The organism is Bacillus sp. AFS015802 (assembly GCF_002561455.1).
Lineage (GTDB): Bacteria > Bacillota > Bacilli > Bacillales > Bacillaceae_B > Rossellomorea.
Genome location: NZ_NTUP01000066.1, coordinates 108477 through 130033 on the forward strand (window position 1 = coordinate 108477; position 21557 = coordinate 130033).

Sequence of the window (21557 nt, forward strand, 5' to 3'; positions counted from 1 at the left end):
TGGAAATTTTAACCGCTATTAAGTTCCGAATAATTAAGGAGGCAACTAATGCCCACTCCCATCACCATCAGCAAAAATAATCAACTATTATACGAAGCTACCAATATTCAAGAAGCTGCAGGCTGCCTTGCTGATTATCTCAATATAAAGAAGTCAAAATGCTATGATCCTATCGAGAGAGGATATGTCTACAGTATTCCCTACCATTTCGAAGGGGACGAATATCGTTTTATAGCACCACCAGAGATCGCTGCTAATCGTCGCCAGGAATTAGAAGATAGTGACCATAAGAATGCACGCCGCATCTGGCTGGTACCTGCGAATCCAAACGAATACGACTTGGAAAGGGCATTCGTCCAATTTGAATACCTTGACTGGAAACGTTCCTTCAACTATGAAAATGGTGATATCTTATTTTTGTATGTTTCCGGAAGTGTTAGAAAGGTCAGGTATAAGGTGGAAGTAATAGAGGGATTGGTTCAAATGGATGATACGGTCTATGATCGGTCGCTTTGGGTAGACCAAGAAAAGTATGTTCAATCCATTGGTGGGGATAAGACGCGTGTCCGCTTGGTGGATGTGGTTGATACGGATGGATTATCACTATATCGATTAAGGGAGCATGGGTTGAAAGGGAATATCCAGGGCTCAATGAAACTTACCGGTGAGCTCCGTGACTACATCATGTCGTTCTTTCATGAGGATTTGTCTGCTGAAATCTACCCTGATGAAGTGCCGGAAATGTGGGAAGGGGAGCAGAGAACGATTACGGTTAATTCATATGAACGCAATCCACTTGCTCGTAAGCAATGCATCAATCATTATGGTGCCGAATGCCAGGTATGTAAGATGAACTTTGAAGATACATATGGGGAAGTGGGGAAAGAGTTCATTCACGTACACCATATTAAACCCCTACATGAAATTCAGAAGGGCTATCAGGTGAATCCGAGAGAGGATTTGATTCCTGTGTGTCCGAATTGTCATGCGATGCTTCATAGGAAAGAGGATGGAGTGTATTTAACGGTAGAGGAATTGAAAGAGCGTCTTGGAATGAAAGTAAGCACCTTATAAATAGAAAATAACAAAGCCGCAGCTTACTCCCGACGTAAGATGCGGCTTTCTCTCTTAGCCAACCTAATAACTTCCTTCACATCCGAACCCCTATAAACAGAAGTCCTCCTATTATGATCTGTAAAATATATCTCCCCATAATCATGCTCACGGGAAAACCCAACAATCATAAAATTATATGTGTGCTTCCCTTTTAATAGAATCAATTCTTGTTTCTTAATGGTAATCCCCCCAATTAACTACCAAGTCATTCTTTTGGCTTATTTGTTTTTTTTATTCTATCAATTTCCTGAAAAATCCGGTCAATGCTAATTCCTGTATTATTATGTATTCTGCTTAGTGTTAGTGAGGTTGGAATACTTTCTCCTCTCTCGATCCTTCCGTAGCCTTCTTCAGACATTTTAGTGATCCAGGCAAACTCAGCCTGGGTCATATCCATTTCAATTCTTCTTCTTTTCAGTATCTTTCCCAGTAATTCCGCAAAAGGCTTATTTTCTTCTTTTACCAAAGGATTCTCCCCTTTTTAGAACCATTATCAAATTGGGGAAAATCATGTACCACGAACAGTAAGTAGGATTATTACAAATTATGTAAAATTTATCGAATTTATTTTTGTCACTGGTTATTTAAAAGGGATTTCTATATTCAGGTGCCTTATAGGGATTGAGAATTGGTAAGAAAGTAACTGATGTGCCCATCTTTGCTCTATGGACTCCATATAAATGTTAAAATATAGATAATATAATCTATAGGAGGTCACCAATATGCCGACCTACAACAAGTTAGTACGGGATAAAATCCCACAGATCATTGAAAGTAAAGGTAAGGAGTTTTCAACAAAGATCCTTAACGATAAAGACTACATAAAGTACTTAAAAGAAAAAGCTTATGAGGAACTTGATGAATACTGTGCGACTGAAACGGATGGAGAAGCTGTGGAAGAGCTTGCTGATTTGCTGGAGATTATTAGGGCTTTGGCTAAGCAGCATGGATCTACTATTGAAGAAGTAGAAGCAGTGCGGAAAAATAAGTATGAGAAGCGTGGGGGGTTTCAGGAGAAGGTGTTCCTGATTGAGGTAAAGGATTAATTCATTTTTGAGTTCAAATTGTGTAGTGACCCATTAATAGACCTATTTTCAGAGAGATAGAGAAAAGAATTCATTCGTGAATAGAACATGAAGTAAAAGAAGTTCACTGAGAGTAAAGGGTTGTCAGCAAGTTTGAGGGGGAGAGAAATGGAGACTATTGGAGCTAGATTGAAAGAAATAAGAGAAAAAAGTGACCTAACTCTAGATGAGTTTGCAAATAAGATAAATCTGACTAAAGGAATTATCTGGAGTTATGAGTTTGGAAAAAAAGAACCTAGCATTAATCACTTAAAGAGAATAGCAGAATTTTTTAACATTTCTTTGGAATTTCTAATTTATGGAGTCGATAAGAAAATTGACATAAATCTGAATGAAGAATTAATAAAGGACCAATTCTTTATGACTGTGGACGAAATAGAAGTGAGTCAAGATGAACTTCTTGAAGTGATTGCATATATAAAAGCGAAGAGGATAGTGAAGAAAGAACTAATGAAGTAATAGGCAAAATATTAAGAGCCAATTCAATTAATATTTGAAAGGCTCTTAATATTTTGGACTTCCTAAAGAGATTTAAAGACTAATAAGTCATCTTCAATAATTAGGTGTGATAAAGAAAACCGAATAGTATTCCTAACCTCATCAATCGTCAAACCAATCGCAGCAAGTACATGACTAGGTTTACTCGAACTACAAGCAGATCCTGTAGATACAGCCATAACCGGTGAAAGTTTCTTAACAAGGATCTCATTGTTCAATCCCTTAAATTGCACACTCAAGATTCCAGGGATTTTATCTTTTTGATCGTTATTAAAAGAAATAACAGTCTTAAATTTTTCTAAAAGTATATCTCTTAGTGTTTCTTCTAATCGATTCAATTTATTGATATTCTCTTGTAGAGATTGATAAGCTAATTTTGCTGCTTTTCCCATCCCAACAATATTATGGACAGCAAGTGTACCACTTCTGATGCCTTGTTCCTGTCCACCGCCATGAATAAGAGGGGTTAAAGGAGTAGAAATACCATACTCATCTCGTCTGATGTAGGCAACTCCAGTTCCTTTAGGTCCGTGAAACTTATGAGCTGAGCAAGACAAGAAAGATATACCAGGGTAGTTCTCAAGATTAAGATCAACTTTACCTATAACTTGAGTAGCATCTGTATGAAATAATACCCCTTTATCAACGCAAAATTCTGAGATTGTTTTAATCGGGTTTAATGACCCAAGTTCATTATTCCCCCACATAATAGATACAAGTATAGTATCCTCTCTCAGAGCTTCTTCTAAATCTTCACAAGAGACCCGTCCATAACCATCAACATCAAGATAAGTTATTTCATATCCTTTCCGTTCTAAATACTCACATGTATCTAGAACAGAAGGGTGTTCGGTTTTTGAAGTAATAATATGTTTGCCCTTTGACTGATAATAATCTGCAACGCCTTTTAACACCATGTTGTTAGTCTCAGTCGATCCACTAGTAAAAGTTAATTCTTCAGGCTTACTTCCTAATAGTAGCGCAACATTATTTCTGGCATTTTCAACAGCCTCTTTTGCATTCACGGCAAAAGAATAGTACTTACTTGAGGGATTCCCAAATTCCTCAAGTAAGTACGGAAGCATAGCCTCTTTAACTTCTGGTAAGAGGGGAGTAGTTGCACTGTTATCTAGATATAACATATAGATTAACCCCTTTATGCATCTATTTTAAATAAATTATTTAGTAATTTATCGTAGTTACCTGCATGGCGATATTCGTTTTCAAGTAGTTTAATTCCGCGCTCTAAATGTGCATTGAAATAGTCAGGAAAATATTCTTCATCTGTCAGGTTGCGCTGTGTATGCTGACGAATGATTGCTTTGAAGACATAATCATGTTCTCCAGTCATAGCATTACGATGAATATCTACACCATTTTTATCTTGGACCATTTCAGGAACTTCAGGAATACGTAGAGATAAACCTACCGCAATTCTAGATAATATATTCCAAGTTAGCCCTGTAGAGGATTGAAGGGTTTTTAAGATCTCTCCAGTGTTCTTGGACGTTTTTATTCTAAAATTCATTGGTTAACCTCCATTCCTTTAAAAGAAAAGTAATCATTTAGTATAGTTGTCTCTTTGTTGTTTACATCGAAGTCGAGTGTGTATTCCTTAGCCGTGTAGTTGTGCAGTAGATTATAGGTTGATTCATCGATCTCTGAATCAGTTGAGAGTACAATCGCTTGTCGGCCACAATTCGGAATATAGTGAGTTAGTATACTTTGTTTATGTGAGCGGTCCAGTCTACCTAGTAATGTATCAAATATGAAAGGTACATTTCTGCCGGAACATTTAAATATTGCCCAAATGATCGATAATAACAGTATTTCTTTTTCACCCGCAGAGAGGGTGGATTTCTCCATTGCTTCATTATTTTGATCATAGAGACTTACTTCAAAAGTGGATGAATCAATTTTAATAGAAGCAATATAATTCCGTTTTCTCATTAATTTATTCAGCATACGTAATGCTTCCATTTGAACTTCTTGCAATTTCTTTTGGAGTTGAATCTTCCTGAATTTTTGACTTAACGAGATAATCTTTTGAGATTCCACGAATGAGTTTCTACTCTTTTCTTGATCTCTAAACTTAAATTCAATTGTTTCTATAGAAGAATTCACTTTATCTAGTTGAGTCTGTAATTCTACTAATGCACTTTGCGCTGCTTCAATCTCCTGAGTAATTGAGTGGAGTTGTCTATTGTATTTTTCCATGTCAGAAACCATTCCACTAAACTCAGATGAAGAATCATTAATTTTAAGTTTTCCTCTTAATTCTTGAATTTCTTTAAGTTTAGCTTTATTTTCATCAATCACGCTAATGTAAGAATCCAATTTATTGGTTTGAACTTCTTGATAAATGTTTTCAACCTGGTTTCCTTCAGAGAATGATGCCCCGTGAATTAGACCAGTGGAATCAGAAGGTTTCACGGTTGAGAGTATTTCTTGTCTTAGAACATTTTCTGAATTCTCATTTGGTGTAAGTTCCAGCTGCTTAAGAATACTCTTAATTTTGTCACTTGTTAATTTCTCGTCTAAAGAAGAGAACAGTTGGAATTTTTCTTCATTAGTTAATTGTTCCCTTGTTTCTTTTACAAGATCTTTAGCCAAGTAGAATGGTAGAGTACTAGCTACAAAATTCTTTAGAAGCTCCTGGTTTTGCTTCCTGTCATTTTCTAATCCTACTATGCTTTGATTAATGCTTTCTCTTTGATCTCTAACTAATCCGCCATGGATTTCAAAATCACTTTTAATTCTTTCATATTCCTCTTCGACCGTTTGTCGCTGTAGAGAGAGGTCGTGTATCTTTTTTTGATATTCCATTATTTTATTTTGATGACTACTCTTTGTTTCTTTTAGGTTAATTAGTTCTTTTTCTTGATCATTTAATGAAGCTGTACGTGCACTTTGTTGACTGTACAGATCTAAATCTTTTTCCATTACTTCAAATAAGTCTAGGTTAAAGAGAACATTGGTCAGTTTCTCAATATAACTTGATAGTAGGTTGTTATTAATAATTCTAGAGATTTCTTCTCCGTCAAATAGGCATAGATCCAATAAATGAGGGGGCATAATTTCTTTTAATTTTGATTGAAAGACTTCTCTTTCGTAGTCATTTAAAAATTTCCCATCTTGCAGTACATCAAGCGATTCTTTAACATTTTCGTTTTGGTAGCGCCAGGATCTGTAAAGGGAATATTCTTTTTTTGTAAAATCGTCAATGACTTCAAAATCTATTCTTAAGCGGAAATTATTTTCGTTATTCATTTTTGCTGAATAGTTAAGTAGTGAATCTACTTTTTTTAAGTACTCTTTGTTTTCTGTTTTATAACCAAATGCAAATGAACCGAATAGTCCCATCTTAATGGAATTCAATAATGTCGTCTTTCCAGCTCCATTTTCCCCACCAATCAGTACCGTGTTTTTGCTGGAAGAAGTTGATAAGTCAATGGTGTGCATCCCTCGGTAAGGACCAATGTTTGTAAGATGAATTTTTTTAAGATACATAGTTTATCTCCTTGAAATCTTATAAGTGTAAATAATCTTGTTTGAGTACTTTTGACATTTCTTCCATTAAGCCTCGTCTAACTTTTAATCCAGAAAAATCTTTTTCAACAAATAACAGCTTTTTAATGACTTTAATGTCCACTTTATATTCATCGCAAAGTAATTCAAGGTCAGATATTTGATCACTGTTAAATAAAGGACGATCATCAATTTCCCACTCTAGGTCATGACCAATGGCAGATTTAAAGATTTGAGGAACATGATCTTCCCAATCACCATTTTTATACCAGATCTTACGAATGGCTTTTAATTCTTCTTCTTTAATCAGTTCATAGTTAGAATCATCTGGATGTTGTAATTGCTTTTGTGTTTTTAGAAGTCTTTCTAGTATTTCTCGTCTAGCTTTCATTGTAAAAGGTCCGAGGCCAAGTTGCGCATACTTTTCTTCATTAGAGTCCTCATCCATATAGGTGACCAGAATATTATGTCCCTGCTCTGTACTTAGGTCGATATCATGTTCTAATAGATACGTTTTTAAGTTATCTCTTTCCACAATGATATAATTTTCATCATTGATCTCAACGAATTCTTTCGGTCTACTACCTTTTTTAGGAATGTGATGATATTCTTTCCCATCAATCACTTCCACATGAATATCACGAAAATAGATTTGACCATGTTTTCGATATTTCATTCTCATCGTACGATCATCTCTAATAGAAGATAGCCAGTTTCTGAAATTCAACAACGGTTTCATCCAATCATGGCCTGTTTGAATAAATCCAGAAAGTGCTTTATCTTCATTTACCACTGTACATACCCAGCAACCAAAGCGACTATTACCACAAGAACCTGCTGTATCTTTAACCGTCTTATCTACGACTAAAGGACATTCTCCACTGCTGGAGTCTTGATAAAGTCTATGTAGCTCATAGTTGTCGTCTCCCCATGGAGAAGGGTTATTCAATAGGTAATCCCACACATCATCTAAATCAAATGCTTTAATTGGTGCGTATACATATGCATTCGATAAAGTTGAGTGACGCATCAAAACTTTTCCCTCAACAGTATGGGAACGAATGACATTGGCTCTTGTAGCACTTTCGTCTTCTCGTACGCCTAGCACCATGATGACTTCACCAAAAGAGTTTACTTTATCAGTAATAAATTGATTGGCCGGATCAATTTTTAATCGATCCGTACACCAACGAAATTGCTGGTTAGGAGATGGATAACCTTTTCCAATAATGTTATACCAGAAAGATTGCTCCACAACTGGTTTTACTTTGTGTGTTTCAATTGGTAAACCTAAGTCTAATGCTTTTTCCTGCACTTTCCGTAATGTCTGATTAATCGATTGAATAATCAGAGGTGTCTCTACAAGAGTATCTGACGAGATCACATATATTTTTTTGTGAAGCTTCTCTGGTGGTAATTCTTTTAATGCTTCAAATACAAGTTGTACGACTACTGTTGAGTCTTTTCCTCCGCTATATCCAACTACCCATGGTCTGTCATCGGATAGGTATACGTCAATAATTTGTTCTTTTGCTTTATCTATGACTGTTTTTTCTTCAGTTAAGAGACTTGAAATAATTCCCTCGCTCATTTTAATGATCCCCTTGCTTAAATTTATTCTCTATGTTCATCTCGTGTTCAAGAAGTGGCAATCCTAGTAAGGTCTTAATTTTATTTGTAGTTAGTTGGATGGTATGGTTGTTCTTTTGGATTCTGCCATTCTGGTTAAACGCTCTTCCTAACCAAAACTCTGTGTTTGCACGATTCCAGTCTATTGTAGACAACTTTTGTAAATGTTTTTTCCAATCTTCGGTATGGAACTCCCTTAGATATTTACCTAACACTCCAATAGCTTCAATGAAAACTCCGTGACCAACGATAAAGTTTGCTCTTAGATCTCTAGGAGAAAGCTTTTTGTTTAAAACATCGTTCCATTCAACAATACTTTCTGTGAGAGTTTGCCAGAATTCGAACAAGAATTGTTTATCATCATCAGAAATAGAATCGCCTTTCGTTTTTCCTAGAAGCTTAAGATTTGTATTAAAAACATGATTCAGAGCTAAAATCTTAGGTGAATTCTTAGAAAGAGATACTCTTTCCCGGTCTGTATATCGTTTCAACAATGGAATTTCTTTTACAATTTCTTTTGTCACGAGTGCCAGTTTATCACGATGATCATATAAAATACCAATAGAAGAAGTCGTATTTACAGCATGACGATTTAGGTCGGAGAATATCTGTTGTGATTTTGTTAACCCTTCGTCATGAAAGAATACAACAGAAATAGTCTCAGACCCTATTTCTGGTGATATTTTTAATGCTTCTTCTATAGCGGCACGCCGATGCTGTCCATCATTGATTAAAAAGCGCGCATCTAAAGCAACTCGTAATTGGCCAAGATCTTTTGAAGAAGGGTCCTGTCCAAAAGGAACAAATTCCAACTCTCCATCAATAGAGGCTGTTAAAGAAGAAAATACATAATCACGATTATTTTCTACAATATAATTTGTAATCTCAGGGATTCTTGTTTTGTTAAGAATTCGTTGAGCCCTATGTTCTGGTGGGATCTCGTCCTCATCAAATAAGAAAATCTTAGGGATAATTCTTAATGGACACATTGCTACATAATATTCCTTATCTGCCTGAACCCCCTTAATTGCAGGGAAAGTATAACTAAATGCCGCATCCATGTGTACAACCTCCATTTTACGTACGTAATTTTATGATATTATTATATACCTTTATTAAGTGATCTTCAATTAAATACGAACCTTTATTCGTATATTTAATAAAACATTTTCTGGAAAGTAAGGTGAGATATCAATTTTTTGTCAGTTGTATGTTAAAATTGTTACAAAAGAGACACTTCGGAGATGATGAGAAATGAGTACAGATGAACAATTTTTCCTGAGTTTTATAGATGAGATCAATCCTGTTGCAGCTCAAAATGCAAAGAAAATGGAAGAACTTCTTTTTGAAGATGCCAGTAGCTCCATTGTAAAAGGTAGATTATTTGCAGAAGCGATATTAAACGAGGTTTTTAAGATTGAAGAGATTGAAGCTCCTTATGTAAATTCGCTTTATGATAAAATTTCATATTTAACTCGTGGAGGATACATCGAGAGGGAAGTACAACAATCGTTTGATACGATTCGGTTATCAGGTAATAAAGCCGCTCATGATGGTGGATTTAACGATATAACAGTAGCTTTCAAATTACATAAAGAAATGTACAATATTGCGGTTTGGTTTGTTGAGGTATATTCAGTAAAACAAATCAAAATACCATTATATGAAACTCCTAAGCCTCCAAAAAAGGAAGCAAATATTGAAGACCTTGTTCAGAAAAAAATCATGCAATTATTAGGTTCTAATGGATTTTCAAAATTAGTGCCAGAAGAAGAACAAGAAGAAAAGCAGCCTACTACCCCTTTTAGTGTAAAGGAGAATAGTTTGTTTGATGAGAAGATCGGAGAAGGAGAGAGCTATCTATTAAGAGAGCTAAAACGTCTACAGGACTCTTCCCAGGAAGCGATCGAGAATGCAAATCAATTCAGTCATTTTAAGAATTATATGCATGTGGATCGGAAGATTCAGTTAGATTTTGAACATATTTTAGAAGGAAGAAATGGCAAGTCAAATGGGAATTTAATTTTGTTATGTGGAAGTGTGGGAGATGGTAAGTCTCACTTACTAGCATATCTTAAAGAAAATAAACCTCATCTGATTGATGAATATACCATTTATAATGATGCAACTGAAAGCTTTTCTCCAGGGAAGAATGCGATGGAAACTCTGGAAGATGTGTTGAAAAGCTTCTCTGATCAACATATAGAGGAAACTAGTGAGAAAGTAATATTGGCTATTAACATGGGGGTCCTTCATAACTTCATCCATGCTAAGCATAAGGAATACTCTTATCAAAAGCTAAGTGACTTGGTAGAGGAAAGTGAATTGTTCTCACCAAATATTACTACACATTACTCCAGTGGTAATTTCGATTTACTTAGCTTTGGTGACTACCATCCATATGAATTAAAGAAAGATGGTCCAACTTCTAGCTTTTATACTACTTTAATGGAGAAAATCTTCTCTAATCATGAAGAAAACCCCTTTTACAGAGCTCTTGTGGAAGATGAGAAGAGAGAATTTAATACTATGGCCCATGAGAATTACAGAATGTTGCAGAATGAGTTTGTACAAAAACAAATTGTAAATCTCTTAATTGAAGCCATTATAAAATACAAATTAGTTATCTCAGCACGGGCATTTTTAAATTTCATTGCAGATATCATTATTCCAGATGATGTTCGCACCACAGCCATTATGTCTGAATTTGAGGTGCTTAAAAATGCTGTTCCAACTCTAGTTTTTAATAGGAAAGAGAGATCTGTCATTCTGAATGCATTAAGTTATGGAGACCCGATTCATAAAAGGTCTATTTATATAGATCAAATTGTCATTGATCTTAACACCCTAAGCGATTGGGGGAATTTAATTGAAGACAATATAGTTTCTGAAACAGCAGCAAAATGGTTAAAACCACTGGCTCAGGAAACAAACCTAACTAACTATTCCTTTGATTTGTTTTTCAAGACATTTATTCGAATCGCATCACTAACAAATAAGCAATTTGCGTCTAAATTGACGGATCCACTGTACACTTCTTTTATTAAATATCTTTATTATTTTAATGTAGGAGAAAAAGCGCATATTATCAATTTTTATGGAGAAATTAAATCGGCTATTTTCAATTGGAAAGGCTCGCCCAAGAGAGAGTATATCTACCTTAATAAACCAGATGAGAAGTTCAGACTTGCTCAAAAGCTTGTACTAAGACCTTATGTTTCGCATATAAAGCAAAATACAGAGGATGTTCTATACTCTTTTAAATCTTCTATTTTAATGGGTTACCATAAGGGTGATCATGAGACAAAAGAATTTTTAGATATAGACTTTCCCTTATACGAATTATTGATGAAAGTGGAAGATGGGTATCGCCCAAATAAAAAAGATATAGAAGACGCAATCAAGTTTGTAGAGTTTATAGAGAAGCTAATGGCCTTTGGAGAGAAGAGAAGTGAACTACTAATTCATTACCCAAATGACAAGAAATTCTACAAAATTAAGAAAGATGATTTTGAGCGTTTCGTCTTTGAAAGGGAGAAATAAGAGATGAGTCATCTTTACATTGAACATTTAAATGAACATTTAATCAAAAAAAACAAGCATGATGTAGGAGAAGTCCTTGATGTCTTGCCCTTCTTAACTAAGAGAACGGGTGCCATTAAGGGGAATTTCAATCAGGTCCTTGGTGAGTTTGTTCGCTTTAACTCTTCATTGGAACTAGACTCCCATGCGTATTCTGAGATTGAAACGTTTACGACCGAGGAACAAAACAAATATAGTGAGCATATCGCAAGTAAAGTGGAGTTTCTAGATGATAGCGATGCCTCATATGATTTCGTCCGCTTTTTAAATCAATATCTGTCTAATGAAGATGAGATCAAGCCTATTCATCCATATTTATTTAATTATATCCCTAATGAACGGTTTGAAGGGGAATTTAAGAAATATGCACAATTCTTAAGTGAGACGCTCGCATTAGAAAATAATGAGATTAAAGAAATCTTTATGAATAAAAAATCCGAAGACATTTTGACTGAATTAGTACTAAGTCAATTAGATGGTCTTAAAGAAGCAAAAGGGAAGAGAAGACAATATCAACAGCTACTTGCCCCTCTAGTGGAGTGTTACCAAGAAGATTTAATCTTTCTCAGTAAGCATAAGGATTATTTCTTAGCAACGTTTCCTTTGTTGACTCATTTCTATACATTAATGTATGCAATGCAGCTAGTGTTTAAGTTTGAGCAATTCACTAATGCAAATTTTGATGAAGTAACTCCTTTATACTTTGCATTAGAGTGGGAAGCAATTAGTAAACGGAGAAGTGCAGCAGACGAAATGTTAGGATATAAGTTTATTAAAGAAAATGCCAAGAAATTGTTCCCGCATATACATACGATTTCTCATTTGAGTCACAATGTTTTTCAGGAAGACAAGGAAGATCGTTTGAATTTTATTCCTTATAGTACTTTATACGATAGAATAAAAAATAAAGGTGAAAGTTTTGAACAGGAATTTCTACTCGAACTAAAAGAATGGATCAATTTATATAAAAATCTACCGTTTACAAACATAACCATTGAAGATAACTCAGAAACCCTGCCAGAAGCATTTAAGGTGTTATTTGCTTGTCTCCAAAAGGGAACGAGTAGTAGTGTAGCTGATAAATTCGGTAAGAATATAGAAGACCTTGCTTCCGACCAATTCGTTAAGAGTAGAGGAAGTATAGGAAATGTTTTAAATATCAAACATGAATTCTTGCTATTGATTACAGCTGTTTCTGTAAAAGACAAACGTATTCCTTTAAATGAACTATTCCATGAATTTGAAAAGAGAGGAATAGCACTGGATCGTTATTCGAAAAAAGAAGTGATGAACCTATTCGATAACTTGAATATTATCGATAAAAAAAGTGATAGTGGTGATGCTCAGTATGTCAAACCAATTTTATAATTACATCGTTTCTACGTTAATTGATTACTTTAAAACAACTGTTGTTAAACCCGGAAATAGATATTACCTACAATTAGATAATCAAAAGGAACTAAGTCAATTAATCAGTTCTTTGAGAGAAATTACTAATATACAAACTTTCACGTACCAGCATGCTCAAGGCGAAAAATATGAAACTTTCTCTATTCCATTTAATGGTGTGAAATTGGTTATTGCCCATACCTCTGAAAACGTTACCCCGGATTTCTTAGTTACATTAAGAAATCTAGTTGGTGAGCAAAAGGAAGGGTGGAACCAAACCGCGCTTCTTAGTGTAGTAACTGAGCAACTGGACTCTATCCAGGGAGGAAGTAGTGATCTTCAAAAAGAGGGGATGCCTCTTCATATTAATTCTATCTTCTCTAATCTAAAAATTAAAATAGAGAATAGCGGACTTGAAAAGGTTGACCAAATTATCTTACAGGATAATTTAGATAACCTCATTAAAGAACAATCATATCAGCAAATCACTTTGTTTGATTTTGAAGACATCTTTAAAACATTGGAGAGAGGCTCAATCGAAGACCAAGAATATCATAAGTTTGGCATATTCAAAGATGACGATTTAGCAACCTTTAAGGGAAAAGATCAGAGGAACAGGTTAAATGAGAACCGGGAACTTTTTGATTTTGTCAGAAGGGTTCACGACTTTGGTTTAGGGGATGAAGAGTTAGATAAGATGTTTTCACCTAATGGAGTGAAAGAATTAAAAGGGTCGGAATGGATGACTCAACCTTATTCACAGGTTCATAAATTCCATGAAGAGCATAAAAAACTCAATAAAAAGAAAAAAGTCGATTTACAAACAATTAAAATAAGCGACAAGTTGACATTATGGAATAAACCTCATAAAGAATCATCGGCAGGAAAGCGAAAAAGACACTTAATCATATTTAATCCCGACCAATTACCTGAAATTAAATTACAGGCAAATTTTCAGTTTATGGGTGATATAAAGAGTCTATCGAGCGAGTATCTTACCGTTCAGAATCAATTCAAATCTTCTTGTTCTACTGAAGTGAAAAAGACCAATATCGAAGTGAGTATAAACACTGAAAAAAATAATGTGACCTTTACCAGGTTCACTTACAAGCATGATAAAAAGGCGTCTTTAGGTGCTGATTTCTTAGTAGCTGTAGTACCTGTAGAGCCTATATGCTTAGATAAGTTTAAATCTAATTATACGATAGACCCTATTCAAAAAGTAATTGGTCTCCAGTATGAGGGAGATCAAGTCGTCCTAGGACAAGGATTTGATAAACAGACTATAGAAGTAGAAAAAGACGATCAAAAGGTGGACATTTCAGAAGACAATCAAGTGACAATTAAGCCACTTCCAGAAGCATTTAATGATGAAGATGAGCTGAAAATAAACTTATCATTTGGCGAGGTCCATGTACCAGTCTTACTTAAAAACGAATTACAGGAATCTATGCCTATAAATGGTCAGAGACTTTGGAGGCTTATTAGGGAAAAAGGTCAGGATATACAGTGGATAAAAGAAAATAATCGACTAGTTCTTGAGAACAGTGAATTTTATATGCACTCAGAATATAAACAGTATTTTCATTGGGAAGATACTTGGGTTGAAGAAGGTATGAAATTTGCTAAATTTGATTCGGATCAGCTTTTACAAGAAGATCTTAAACTAAGTGACGACCTTAGAGAAGCCTATAGTAGGTTTATTACGTATTTTAAAACCTGGAATTCAATCCCTAGCTTGTCTTATGTTACTCCTGATTATGAGACAAGGGCGAAAGAGTATCTTTCAGCCTATGTGAATGAGATTAAAGGTTTCAGAAATGGCACTCCAGCTGGAAAAAGGGGAATGGATCTATTTAAACTAGGTATGGTTCAATCAAATGAAATGGTTTACTTAACACCATTTCACCCACTAATGGTTGCTTTTAAACTAAAGTTCTATGACTTATTGGATTCGGAAGAAGTAGATAACAGTATACTTAACCGTCTTCATCCTGATGCGCTGCTCCCATATATATATGATGAAAATGAAAATTTATATAAATCAGAACATCAACAGGCTGCTTTAGAATGGTTAACCTTTAAATTAGTTCAAAATGTTTCTGTTTCAGATGCGAATCAATTTTTAGCTAAAGTAGTTAGTGACAAGATGTCTCAATTTAAAGAGCATTTCTCATATTTATTTATTGAACAATCACTTGCTCCGTTACAGCTGAATATTATTAACATCGTGAATGATCATGAAGTATTGAAGGGTATTCTTCAATGGATGGTAAATGTAATCGAAAAAGAAGGAATCGATTATCTAAAACCTATTGAAGTTACTCTGTATAGAAAAGATGAAGCAGATTCAGCATTTGATCTTTTTGCCCGGACAGATTCAGTAGCTGCACTTGTAGAATTATTTGACATTAAGTTAAAGCATAATGACTATGATCAAGAGGATGTACTAAGAAAAATCAGAGAAAAGCTGTTCTTTTATAAGAAAAGTGACACCACTGAATATAAATACGCTCACATTTCCTTTTACAAGATGAAGGCTCAGGAGAAATTCGCTGTTCAACCTATGCGTGACATGGATTCAGGTGTGGCAATTGAAGGCTTATACTCAAGTGTACCTTCCATGAAAGATGAAGAAAACTATAAGAGTGGATTTGGCGTGAAGTCTTATACGATTGAGGAAGATAACTATCTAACCTTAACTTCCTATTTTGTGAATGAGCTTGCTGCAAATTTAAGGAATAGTGGAAACGACAGCTATCGAAAAGGCGAAGCGATCTTCTCGAGGACTACGACAACGGATGAGGAAGATTTAGAAAAAATCTTCAAATCTTCTTATTGGGTAACGTTTGTAGATCCTACCATTGATCTGGAGTATTTTAATCAATATGATGGAAACCTAGTAGTTATTCACTACAGTGACCAGTACTCATCATCGAGTAGATATGATGCCATTACAGTAACAGATAAGTCTAACCAGTACTATGCAGTCATCAAGGAGTTCCTTAAACAAAAAGAAGTGGAAGGAACAGATCAAAATGTGTTAAGTACGATTAAAGCATTTAATACCTTTAACGGTGAATGGTTACTTCGAATTATTGGTAGTAAGGGCCATTATGATCGGGAGAAGTTAAGTATTATATCAGCTATTAAATTCTCCGTTTCTTACCTAGACCATCCTAATATACTTTGGGTGCCTATTTCTCTAGAAGAAGTATTAAGGGTTGCGGGAGCAGTGAGTCTTAATAAGTCTGAAGGAGTGTTTACTGCTAAGAATCTAGGAGTAAAAGGTAGCCACAGTGATGACCTTCTCTTAATTGGTTTAGAAAATAACAATAATGATTTGGCCCTTCATTTCTATCCTGTAGAAGTCAAGATTGGAATTAATAGTGGGACTGTTTTAGAAAAAGCAAAAATCCAAGTTGAGAAAACAAAGAAACTTTTATTAGAGACACTTACTGGTGAAGTAGGTGATACATTTACAGGGAAGTTTTACCGAAACTTCTTTGCGCAATTACTCATCTCTAACTCTAAGAAATTAGAACAAAGTGAATTTTGGAATGATAAAGGCTATTTCTTATCCAGTGAAATAAAAGAAAAATTATTAAAAGATCAATATACTGTATCTACAAAGCTTGATGAATTTATAGGTGAAGGCGCTATCCTCTCGTTCCAGAAGAATGTTTATCACCGCAGTGCTGTAGTAGATTCTAATGTTCTACTTTTAAATCTAACTGAAAAAGATGGATATGAAGGTCTGGTTCGTCCGATTAAAGATTTACGAGATTGGATTCAAGAAAAGGAAAATGATTTTGTTAAGGAAGACATGCTATCCACTAGATATACATCTTCTATTTCAACTTCATCTCCACCTGAAAGTACGAGTGAACCCGTAGCATTGGTTGATGGTAAAGGTGAGTATGAAGTAGTACCGGAGGCTGTCACCAAAGAAATCGATGGAGCTAGCGTTGAACGCAAAGAACAGTCTGAGGAAGTACAGGAAGACTCTTCAAACGATTTAGTAGAAAAAAGTCCAGAAGATTCAACAGCTGAGTTAGATCAAGGTGAATCAACTGTTCCTGGATACGAAGTTGAGTCTGAAGATCAAGAGAACGCTTCAAATGGAGAATCCACAAAGGAATCTCTTGATGAAGATAAGCCTCGTTCGTCCGTAGATTTAGAAGATGCGAGAATACTAATAGGTAAACCAGAGAATTCTAACCGAAAAATCTACTGGGAATATGGAAATAAAGGCTTAGCCAATAGACACTTACTGATTTCCGGTAAGTCTGGTCAGGGTAAAACGTACTTCATGCAGTGTTTGTTACTTGAAAAATCAAAGCTTGGAATTCCAAGTATCGTTATAGACTACACTGAAGGCTTCTTGCCTAACCAACTTGAGCCAGAATTTGTGGATTTCTTAGGAGATAAACTTAAACACAAAATTGTGTATAGTGAGAAGCTTCCTATCAATCCGTTCGAGAAAAATGTTCGAGACATTGGTGGAATTCAGTTGCCTGAGTCGAATACAGATGTAGCAGAACGTATAAAAAGTGTTTATTCTTCTGTATATAAAACGTTAGGTATTCAGCAACAAAATGCCATCTATGAAGCTATTTTAAATGGGTTAGAACGATATGATGAAGGAATGAGCCTCATCAAACTTAAAGAATTACTCGAAGAAGACGGTAGTAGTTATGCCAAAACAGCACTATCTCAGATTAGGCCATTGATTGATCGTAATCCATTTAATAATGATAATTCATTAAAATGGAATGACATTATCAAGAGTGATGGAGAAGTTCATATTATCCAGTTGACTGGATTCCCAAGAGATGTGCAATTAATGATTACAGAGTTTATACTTTGGGATCTGTGGAATTACTCTGTTCGCTATGGTAATAAAAATCAACCTATGCCTGTCATTATGGATGAAGCCCAAAACTTAGATCATACTGAAAAATCACCTTCAGCACGGATACTTACGGAGGGAAGGAAGTTCGGATGGTCTGCATGGTACGCTACCCAATTCCTGAAGTCCCAGCTTGATGCAGGTGAGTTAGCAAGACTTCAAAATGCAACGCAGAAGGTATATTTCTCACCACCTGAGCAAGAGCTATCTAACATTGCTAGTAGCTTGTCTAAAGATCCGCATGAGAAAAAACAGTGGGAGAATGCTCTTTCATCCTTGAAAAAGGGGCAGTGCATTGTCCATGGTCCAGTGGAGAAAGAGAACGGTGAACTCTCAAATCCTACCATTAATGTAGTAAACATCATGTCTTTAAACGAACGAATTTAATTGTTGAATTTTGTAATTATAAATTTTAAAATAAAGGATTAACTTGCAGATATTATTATTAAAGGAAATGTCTGCAAGTTTTTGTGTATTTATCAAGAATTAGTAGATTGGGGTTTAGTTATTATCTAAAACCAGAAGTTACGAATAAGGAATAATTTGAGATGAGAAAAACACTTTGCAATAATTTGGATATAAATGTAAGATTAAATGGAGTTTACTAGTAAGATTGGCTACTATTATGTTAATTCTAATCTTAAGAAGTAGAGGAGATAATTATTTTGCATGAAAAGATTAAGGGTTTTACAGAGGAAAGTATAGGCATACTAAGTTCTAAAAGAGAGAGTCTAAACCTTTTAACTGATGAAATTTGTTCAAGTTTAGAATCAATATTAAATTCTACACCTTCTTTGTATAACTTTACCATTAGTGGACGTGTAAAAGGGAATGAAAGCTTAAGGGAGAAAATTGTTAGGAAAAATTACTATAATAGATACCCTAATGACTCACGCCTTTTTATAGAGGAACTTCCTGATATTATTGGAATTAGGGTTACCTGCTTCTTAAATAAGGAAGAAAAAGAAATCTATAATAATCTTGTTCTAAAATTTAGTAAACAGGTAGAAGATAAAGAGTATCTAGTTACTAATGAGCAAAAACTAGAAGAATATCCCTATATATCATTTATTAAAAACAAACAACCTGAAGAGCAAAAAAATGGAAATGACATCTATAGAATACCACTAAAATATGTATGCGACTCAAACGAATCTATAAATGTTGAATTGCAGATAAAATCATTAACACACATGTTTTGGGGAGAACTTGAACATTTATTATTCTATAAAAATTATGCTTACACCATTAACTCGAATTTTTATTCAACAATGATGGCATCTATAAATGATTTACTAAGTAATATTGATACCCAACTTACAGGAATGAAGGAGCAGCTTTCTCCGAAAGACCAAATTAGCCAAGTTAAAGAAATGAGAGAAATACTTGCAAAATTAATGTATGAAAAAATTCATCCGAAAGTTACAGAAATATTAGAAACTGAAATTGATCTGAGAGAGGTATACACAATCATATCCCAGTTACTATTCTTTAAATGTAAGACCTTTGAAGAAACATTAAAGAAGACTAATGAGGCTTTTCATAAAATATCATCTATTGAACTTAATAGTGATAGTTTTGAATTCTCTGGAGCTCAGCTTAATACCGTTGACCTTCAGTCCAAAGAAATATACCAAAAATTAATTAAGCAAATTGATGAGCTATCTAAGCAGGAAGACTTGTTCTGGCACTGTTTCGTTGGCATATATAAAACATTAATTGAAAAAGAGTACGTTGAATCGATTGAAGAAATTGGAGTAATACTTATTTCTCACTATTCAAACGAGTTAAGTTCAGAATTGGAAATTCCAATAAGAGAACTAATGCAAGACACAATTTTAGAAGCGTTAATTGATGTATTTATTGAATATTCAAAGCTAGACTATTTTATTGAAGAGGTCCATCAAAAAAACATCAGTCAAATTATTATTGAATCTATTAAGTATCATCAATTTGCTTTACAAGATGTGATTTCTGAAATAGAAGAACAGCCACAACATAAAAGTGTTACTAAACAGATAATAAGTTTGTTGATAAAAATACAGGTAAGGTTCTATTTATTCCCACAAAAAGAAATATTAATTAGCGAAATTGAAGAATTAAAGGGAGCGCTCGATGATGACAATTCATGGAATGCGTGGGTGAATTATGAAGAATTGGGAGAAATACTTGAAAGAAAGAAAAAAATTAATAATCAAGAAGAACTGTATAAACTCCTTCACTACACAGGTGAGGACAAGGAGGAAGAAGTAATTGAATAGAAATTATATTAAACTAGAGCAGTTTGGCCTTGAAATGTACATGGTTAGTCTAACAATAGAAGATTTAATAGAGCACTACAAGATAGATTTGTATGATCCCAAGACAGATGACGGTTATCAGCGTCCACCCATACCACCTCATTTTAGAAATATCGGAAAATATTTAAAGAAAGAAAACCCAATACTTCCTTCTGCGATTTTAGCAGCGGTTAGTGAGGATCAAATTAAAGAATTAAGTGAAAATTTATTAGAAATAAATGGTAAGATAAGAATAGTAGATGGTCAACATAGAATTGAAGGGTTTAAGTATTTAAATAAAATAGATGAGAATAGATTTATGGAAATGAGAAACTTTCAATTTCCAGTAATAATTTTGAAAATAAATGAAAATCAGCGTCTTCATGAAATCAATACGTTCATTGACATTAATAGTAAGGGGAAAAAAGTAAGTACAGACCTAGCAATAAGACTGCGAGATAAAAACCGAAATGAAAATGCGGAATTTTTAAATGAGCATTCACAAGTAATAGAGTCAATTGCAACTAATGTTACATTAGAATTAAACAACTCATTAAAGTCTCCTCAATGGTTGCATTCAATAAAAACTAGCCCTAATGAATACAACAATATTATTAGTATTAACGCTTTTAATACATCTCTTTTTCCTTTAATTAAGTCCATATTAAAAGATAAAGAAATTAAATCAATAGATGATATAAAGGAACTTTCGACAATGATTTTTAATTTACTAGTAGAATCATGGAATGTCATTTATAAGAAATGGTCAAACTGTTTCACGGATACTCAGGGTTTCAAGAAAGAATATAATTTGCAAAAAGGTATAGGTGTTCATTCTTTGCATTTAGTCTTAAATAATTGTTATATTAATGCTAATTACAGTCTGAATAAGACTTTAGAGAATTTCATAGGGATTATAGATGAAAGTCCCGCAACATATCAAGATTGGATATCTGGCGGAAAATTAAGTGGATACAACTCAGCATCGGGTTTTAGTAAAATAGCAAAATATATAGAAACTGGGGAACTGAAAGAATAATGGTAACTGTAAATATTTAGAGCTTAGTTATAATTTTTCATAAAGTATATATTAATTAGGAATACCTCACTTTTACAAAAAAGTAGGGTATTCCTTTAATAATAAATAACAAAAAATATGGATTTATCTTAGAGTACCATTAATCTTACGTCTTCCATTGATGCTTTTTGATTTTTTAGGTCTTTGATTGTTCTAAGTCCATACTCAATATATGCAATCATATATTGATGTAACTCTTCATCATTCAGTGATCTTTCAGCTTCATTAATGATAAGGTGTTTAAACAAAATGAACTCTTTTTCTTTAATGATATTATCAGGGATCGTCCATTTATTCCCACCAGTTATTGCTTCTAGTGAAGGATTCGTACACACTGCAATACCTTTAGCTAAAGCAATCTTTATAGCATGAGGACGGTCGACCTCTAAAAGATTTACCACATCATCTAGTATTTGCTTTCCTTCTTCAGATAAGGACATTCTTTTATTAGACATCTATTT

At 34.2% G+C, this 21557-nt stretch carries 15 protein-coding genes; 8 read left to right on the forward strand and 7 right to left on the reverse strand.

Annotated elements, in window-relative coordinates; all coding sequences use genetic code 11:
- Nucleotides 1-48: 48 nt before the first annotated feature.
- Complete coding sequence (locus tag CN378_RS17885) at nt 49-1074, forward strand: HNH endonuclease (RefSeq protein ID WP_098353849.1); 1026 nt, start codon at nt 49-51, stop codon at nt 1072-1074.
- A gap of 247 nt (nt 1075-1321) precedes the next feature.
- On the opposite strand, the gene CN378_RS17890 is transcribed toward CN378_RS17885, so the two are convergent.
- Nucleotides 1322-1582: a helix-turn-helix domain-containing protein gene (locus CN378_RS17890; RefSeq protein ID WP_098353850.1), complete on the reverse strand. Its 261-nt coding sequence runs from the start codon at nt 1580-1582 to the stop codon at nt 1322-1324.
- Nucleotides 1583-1838: 256 nt separating this feature from the next.
- On the opposite strand from CN378_RS17890, the gene CN378_RS17895 reads away from it, so the two are divergent.
- Nucleotides 1839-2162: a nucleoside triphosphate pyrophosphohydrolase gene (locus CN378_RS17895; RefSeq protein ID WP_098353851.1), complete on the forward strand. Its 324-nt coding sequence runs from the start codon at nt 1839-1841 to the stop codon at nt 2160-2162.
- A gap of 147 nt (nt 2163-2309) precedes the next feature.
- Entirely contained in the window at nt 2310-2660 is a 351-nt protein-coding gene (locus CN378_RS17900; protein ID WP_098353852.1) for a helix-turn-helix domain-containing protein, read from the forward strand.
- 62 nt (nt 2661-2722) lie between these two features.
- On the opposite strand, the gene CN378_RS17905 is transcribed toward CN378_RS17900, so the two are convergent.
- Genes CN378_RS17905 through dndB form a run of 5 tightly spaced genes read right to left on the reverse strand, consistent with a single transcriptional unit; the run spans nt 2723 to nt 8917 of the window.
- Complete coding sequence (locus tag CN378_RS17905; RefSeq protein WP_098353853.1) at nt 2723-3841, reverse strand: cysteine desulfurase family protein; 1119 nt, start codon at nt 3839-3841, stop codon at nt 2723-2725.
- A 14-nt stretch (nt 3842-3855) separates the two neighbouring features.
- On the reverse strand, nt 3856-4227 hold the full coding sequence (dndE, locus tag CN378_RS17910) for a DNA sulfur modification protein DndE (protein ID WP_098353854.1): 372 nt from the start codon (nt 4225-4227) through the stop codon (nt 3856-3858).
- Nucleotides 4224-6209 (reverse strand): DNA sulfur modification protein DndD, encoded by a 1986-nt coding sequence (gene dndD / locus CN378_RS17915; RefSeq protein WP_098353855.1) that lies wholly within the window; start codon nt 6207-6209, stop codon nt 4224-4226. Before dndD ends, dndE begins: the two co-directional genes overlap by 4 nt.
- Before the next feature lie 19 nt (nt 6210-6228).
- Entirely contained in the window at nt 6229-7818 is a 1590-nt protein-coding gene (gene dndC, locus CN378_RS17920) for a DNA phosphorothioation system sulfurtransferase DndC (protein WP_098353856.1), read from the reverse strand.
- A 1-nt stretch (nt 7819) separates the two neighbouring features.
- Nucleotides 7820-8917: a DNA sulfur modification protein DndB gene (gene dndB, locus CN378_RS17925; protein WP_098353857.1), complete on the reverse strand. Its 1098-nt coding sequence runs from the start codon at nt 8915-8917 to the stop codon at nt 7820-7822.
- A 193-nt stretch (nt 8918-9110) separates the two neighbouring features.
- Here dndB and dptF point away from each other — a divergent pair, with 193 nt between their 5' ends.
- From dptF to CN378_RS17950, 5 genes are all read left to right on the forward strand, one after another.
- Nucleotides 9111-11399, forward strand: coding sequence for a DNA phosphorothioation-dependent restriction protein DptF (gene dptF, locus CN378_RS17930; RefSeq protein ID WP_098353858.1), 2289 nt, complete (start codon nt 9111-9113; stop codon nt 11397-11399).
- 3 nt (nt 11400-11402) lie between these two features.
- Complete coding sequence (gene dptG / locus CN378_RS17935) at nt 11403-12806, forward strand: DNA phosphorothioation-dependent restriction protein DptG (RefSeq protein ID WP_098353859.1); 1404 nt, start codon at nt 11403-11405, stop codon at nt 12804-12806.
- Nucleotides 12787-18126: a DNA phosphorothioation-dependent restriction protein DptH gene (dptH, locus tag CN378_RS17940; protein ID WP_179884966.1), complete on the forward strand. Its 5340-nt coding sequence runs from the start codon at nt 12787-12789 to the stop codon at nt 18124-18126. Before dptG ends, dptH begins: the two co-directional genes overlap by 20 nt.
- Before the next feature lie 278 nt (nt 18127-18404).
- Nucleotides 18405-20000 (forward strand): nucleotidyltransferase family protein, encoded by a 1596-nt coding sequence (locus CN378_RS17945; protein WP_179884967.1) that lies wholly within the window; start codon nt 18405-18407, stop codon nt 19998-20000.
- On the forward strand, nt 19993-21057 hold the full coding sequence (locus tag CN378_RS17950) for a DGQHR domain-containing protein (protein WP_098353862.1): 1065 nt from the start codon (nt 19993-19995) through the stop codon (nt 21055-21057). The genes CN378_RS17945 and CN378_RS17950 overlap by 8 nt, the downstream gene beginning before the upstream one ends.
- A gap of 128 nt (nt 21058-21185) precedes the next feature.
- Here CN378_RS17950 and CN378_RS17955 read toward each other — a convergent pair whose 3' ends face one another.
- On the reverse strand, nt 21186-21551 hold the full coding sequence (locus CN378_RS17955) for a hypothetical protein (RefSeq protein WP_098353863.1): 366 nt from the start codon (nt 21549-21551) through the stop codon (nt 21186-21188).
- Between the last annotated feature and the right edge of the window lie 6 nt (nt 21552-21557).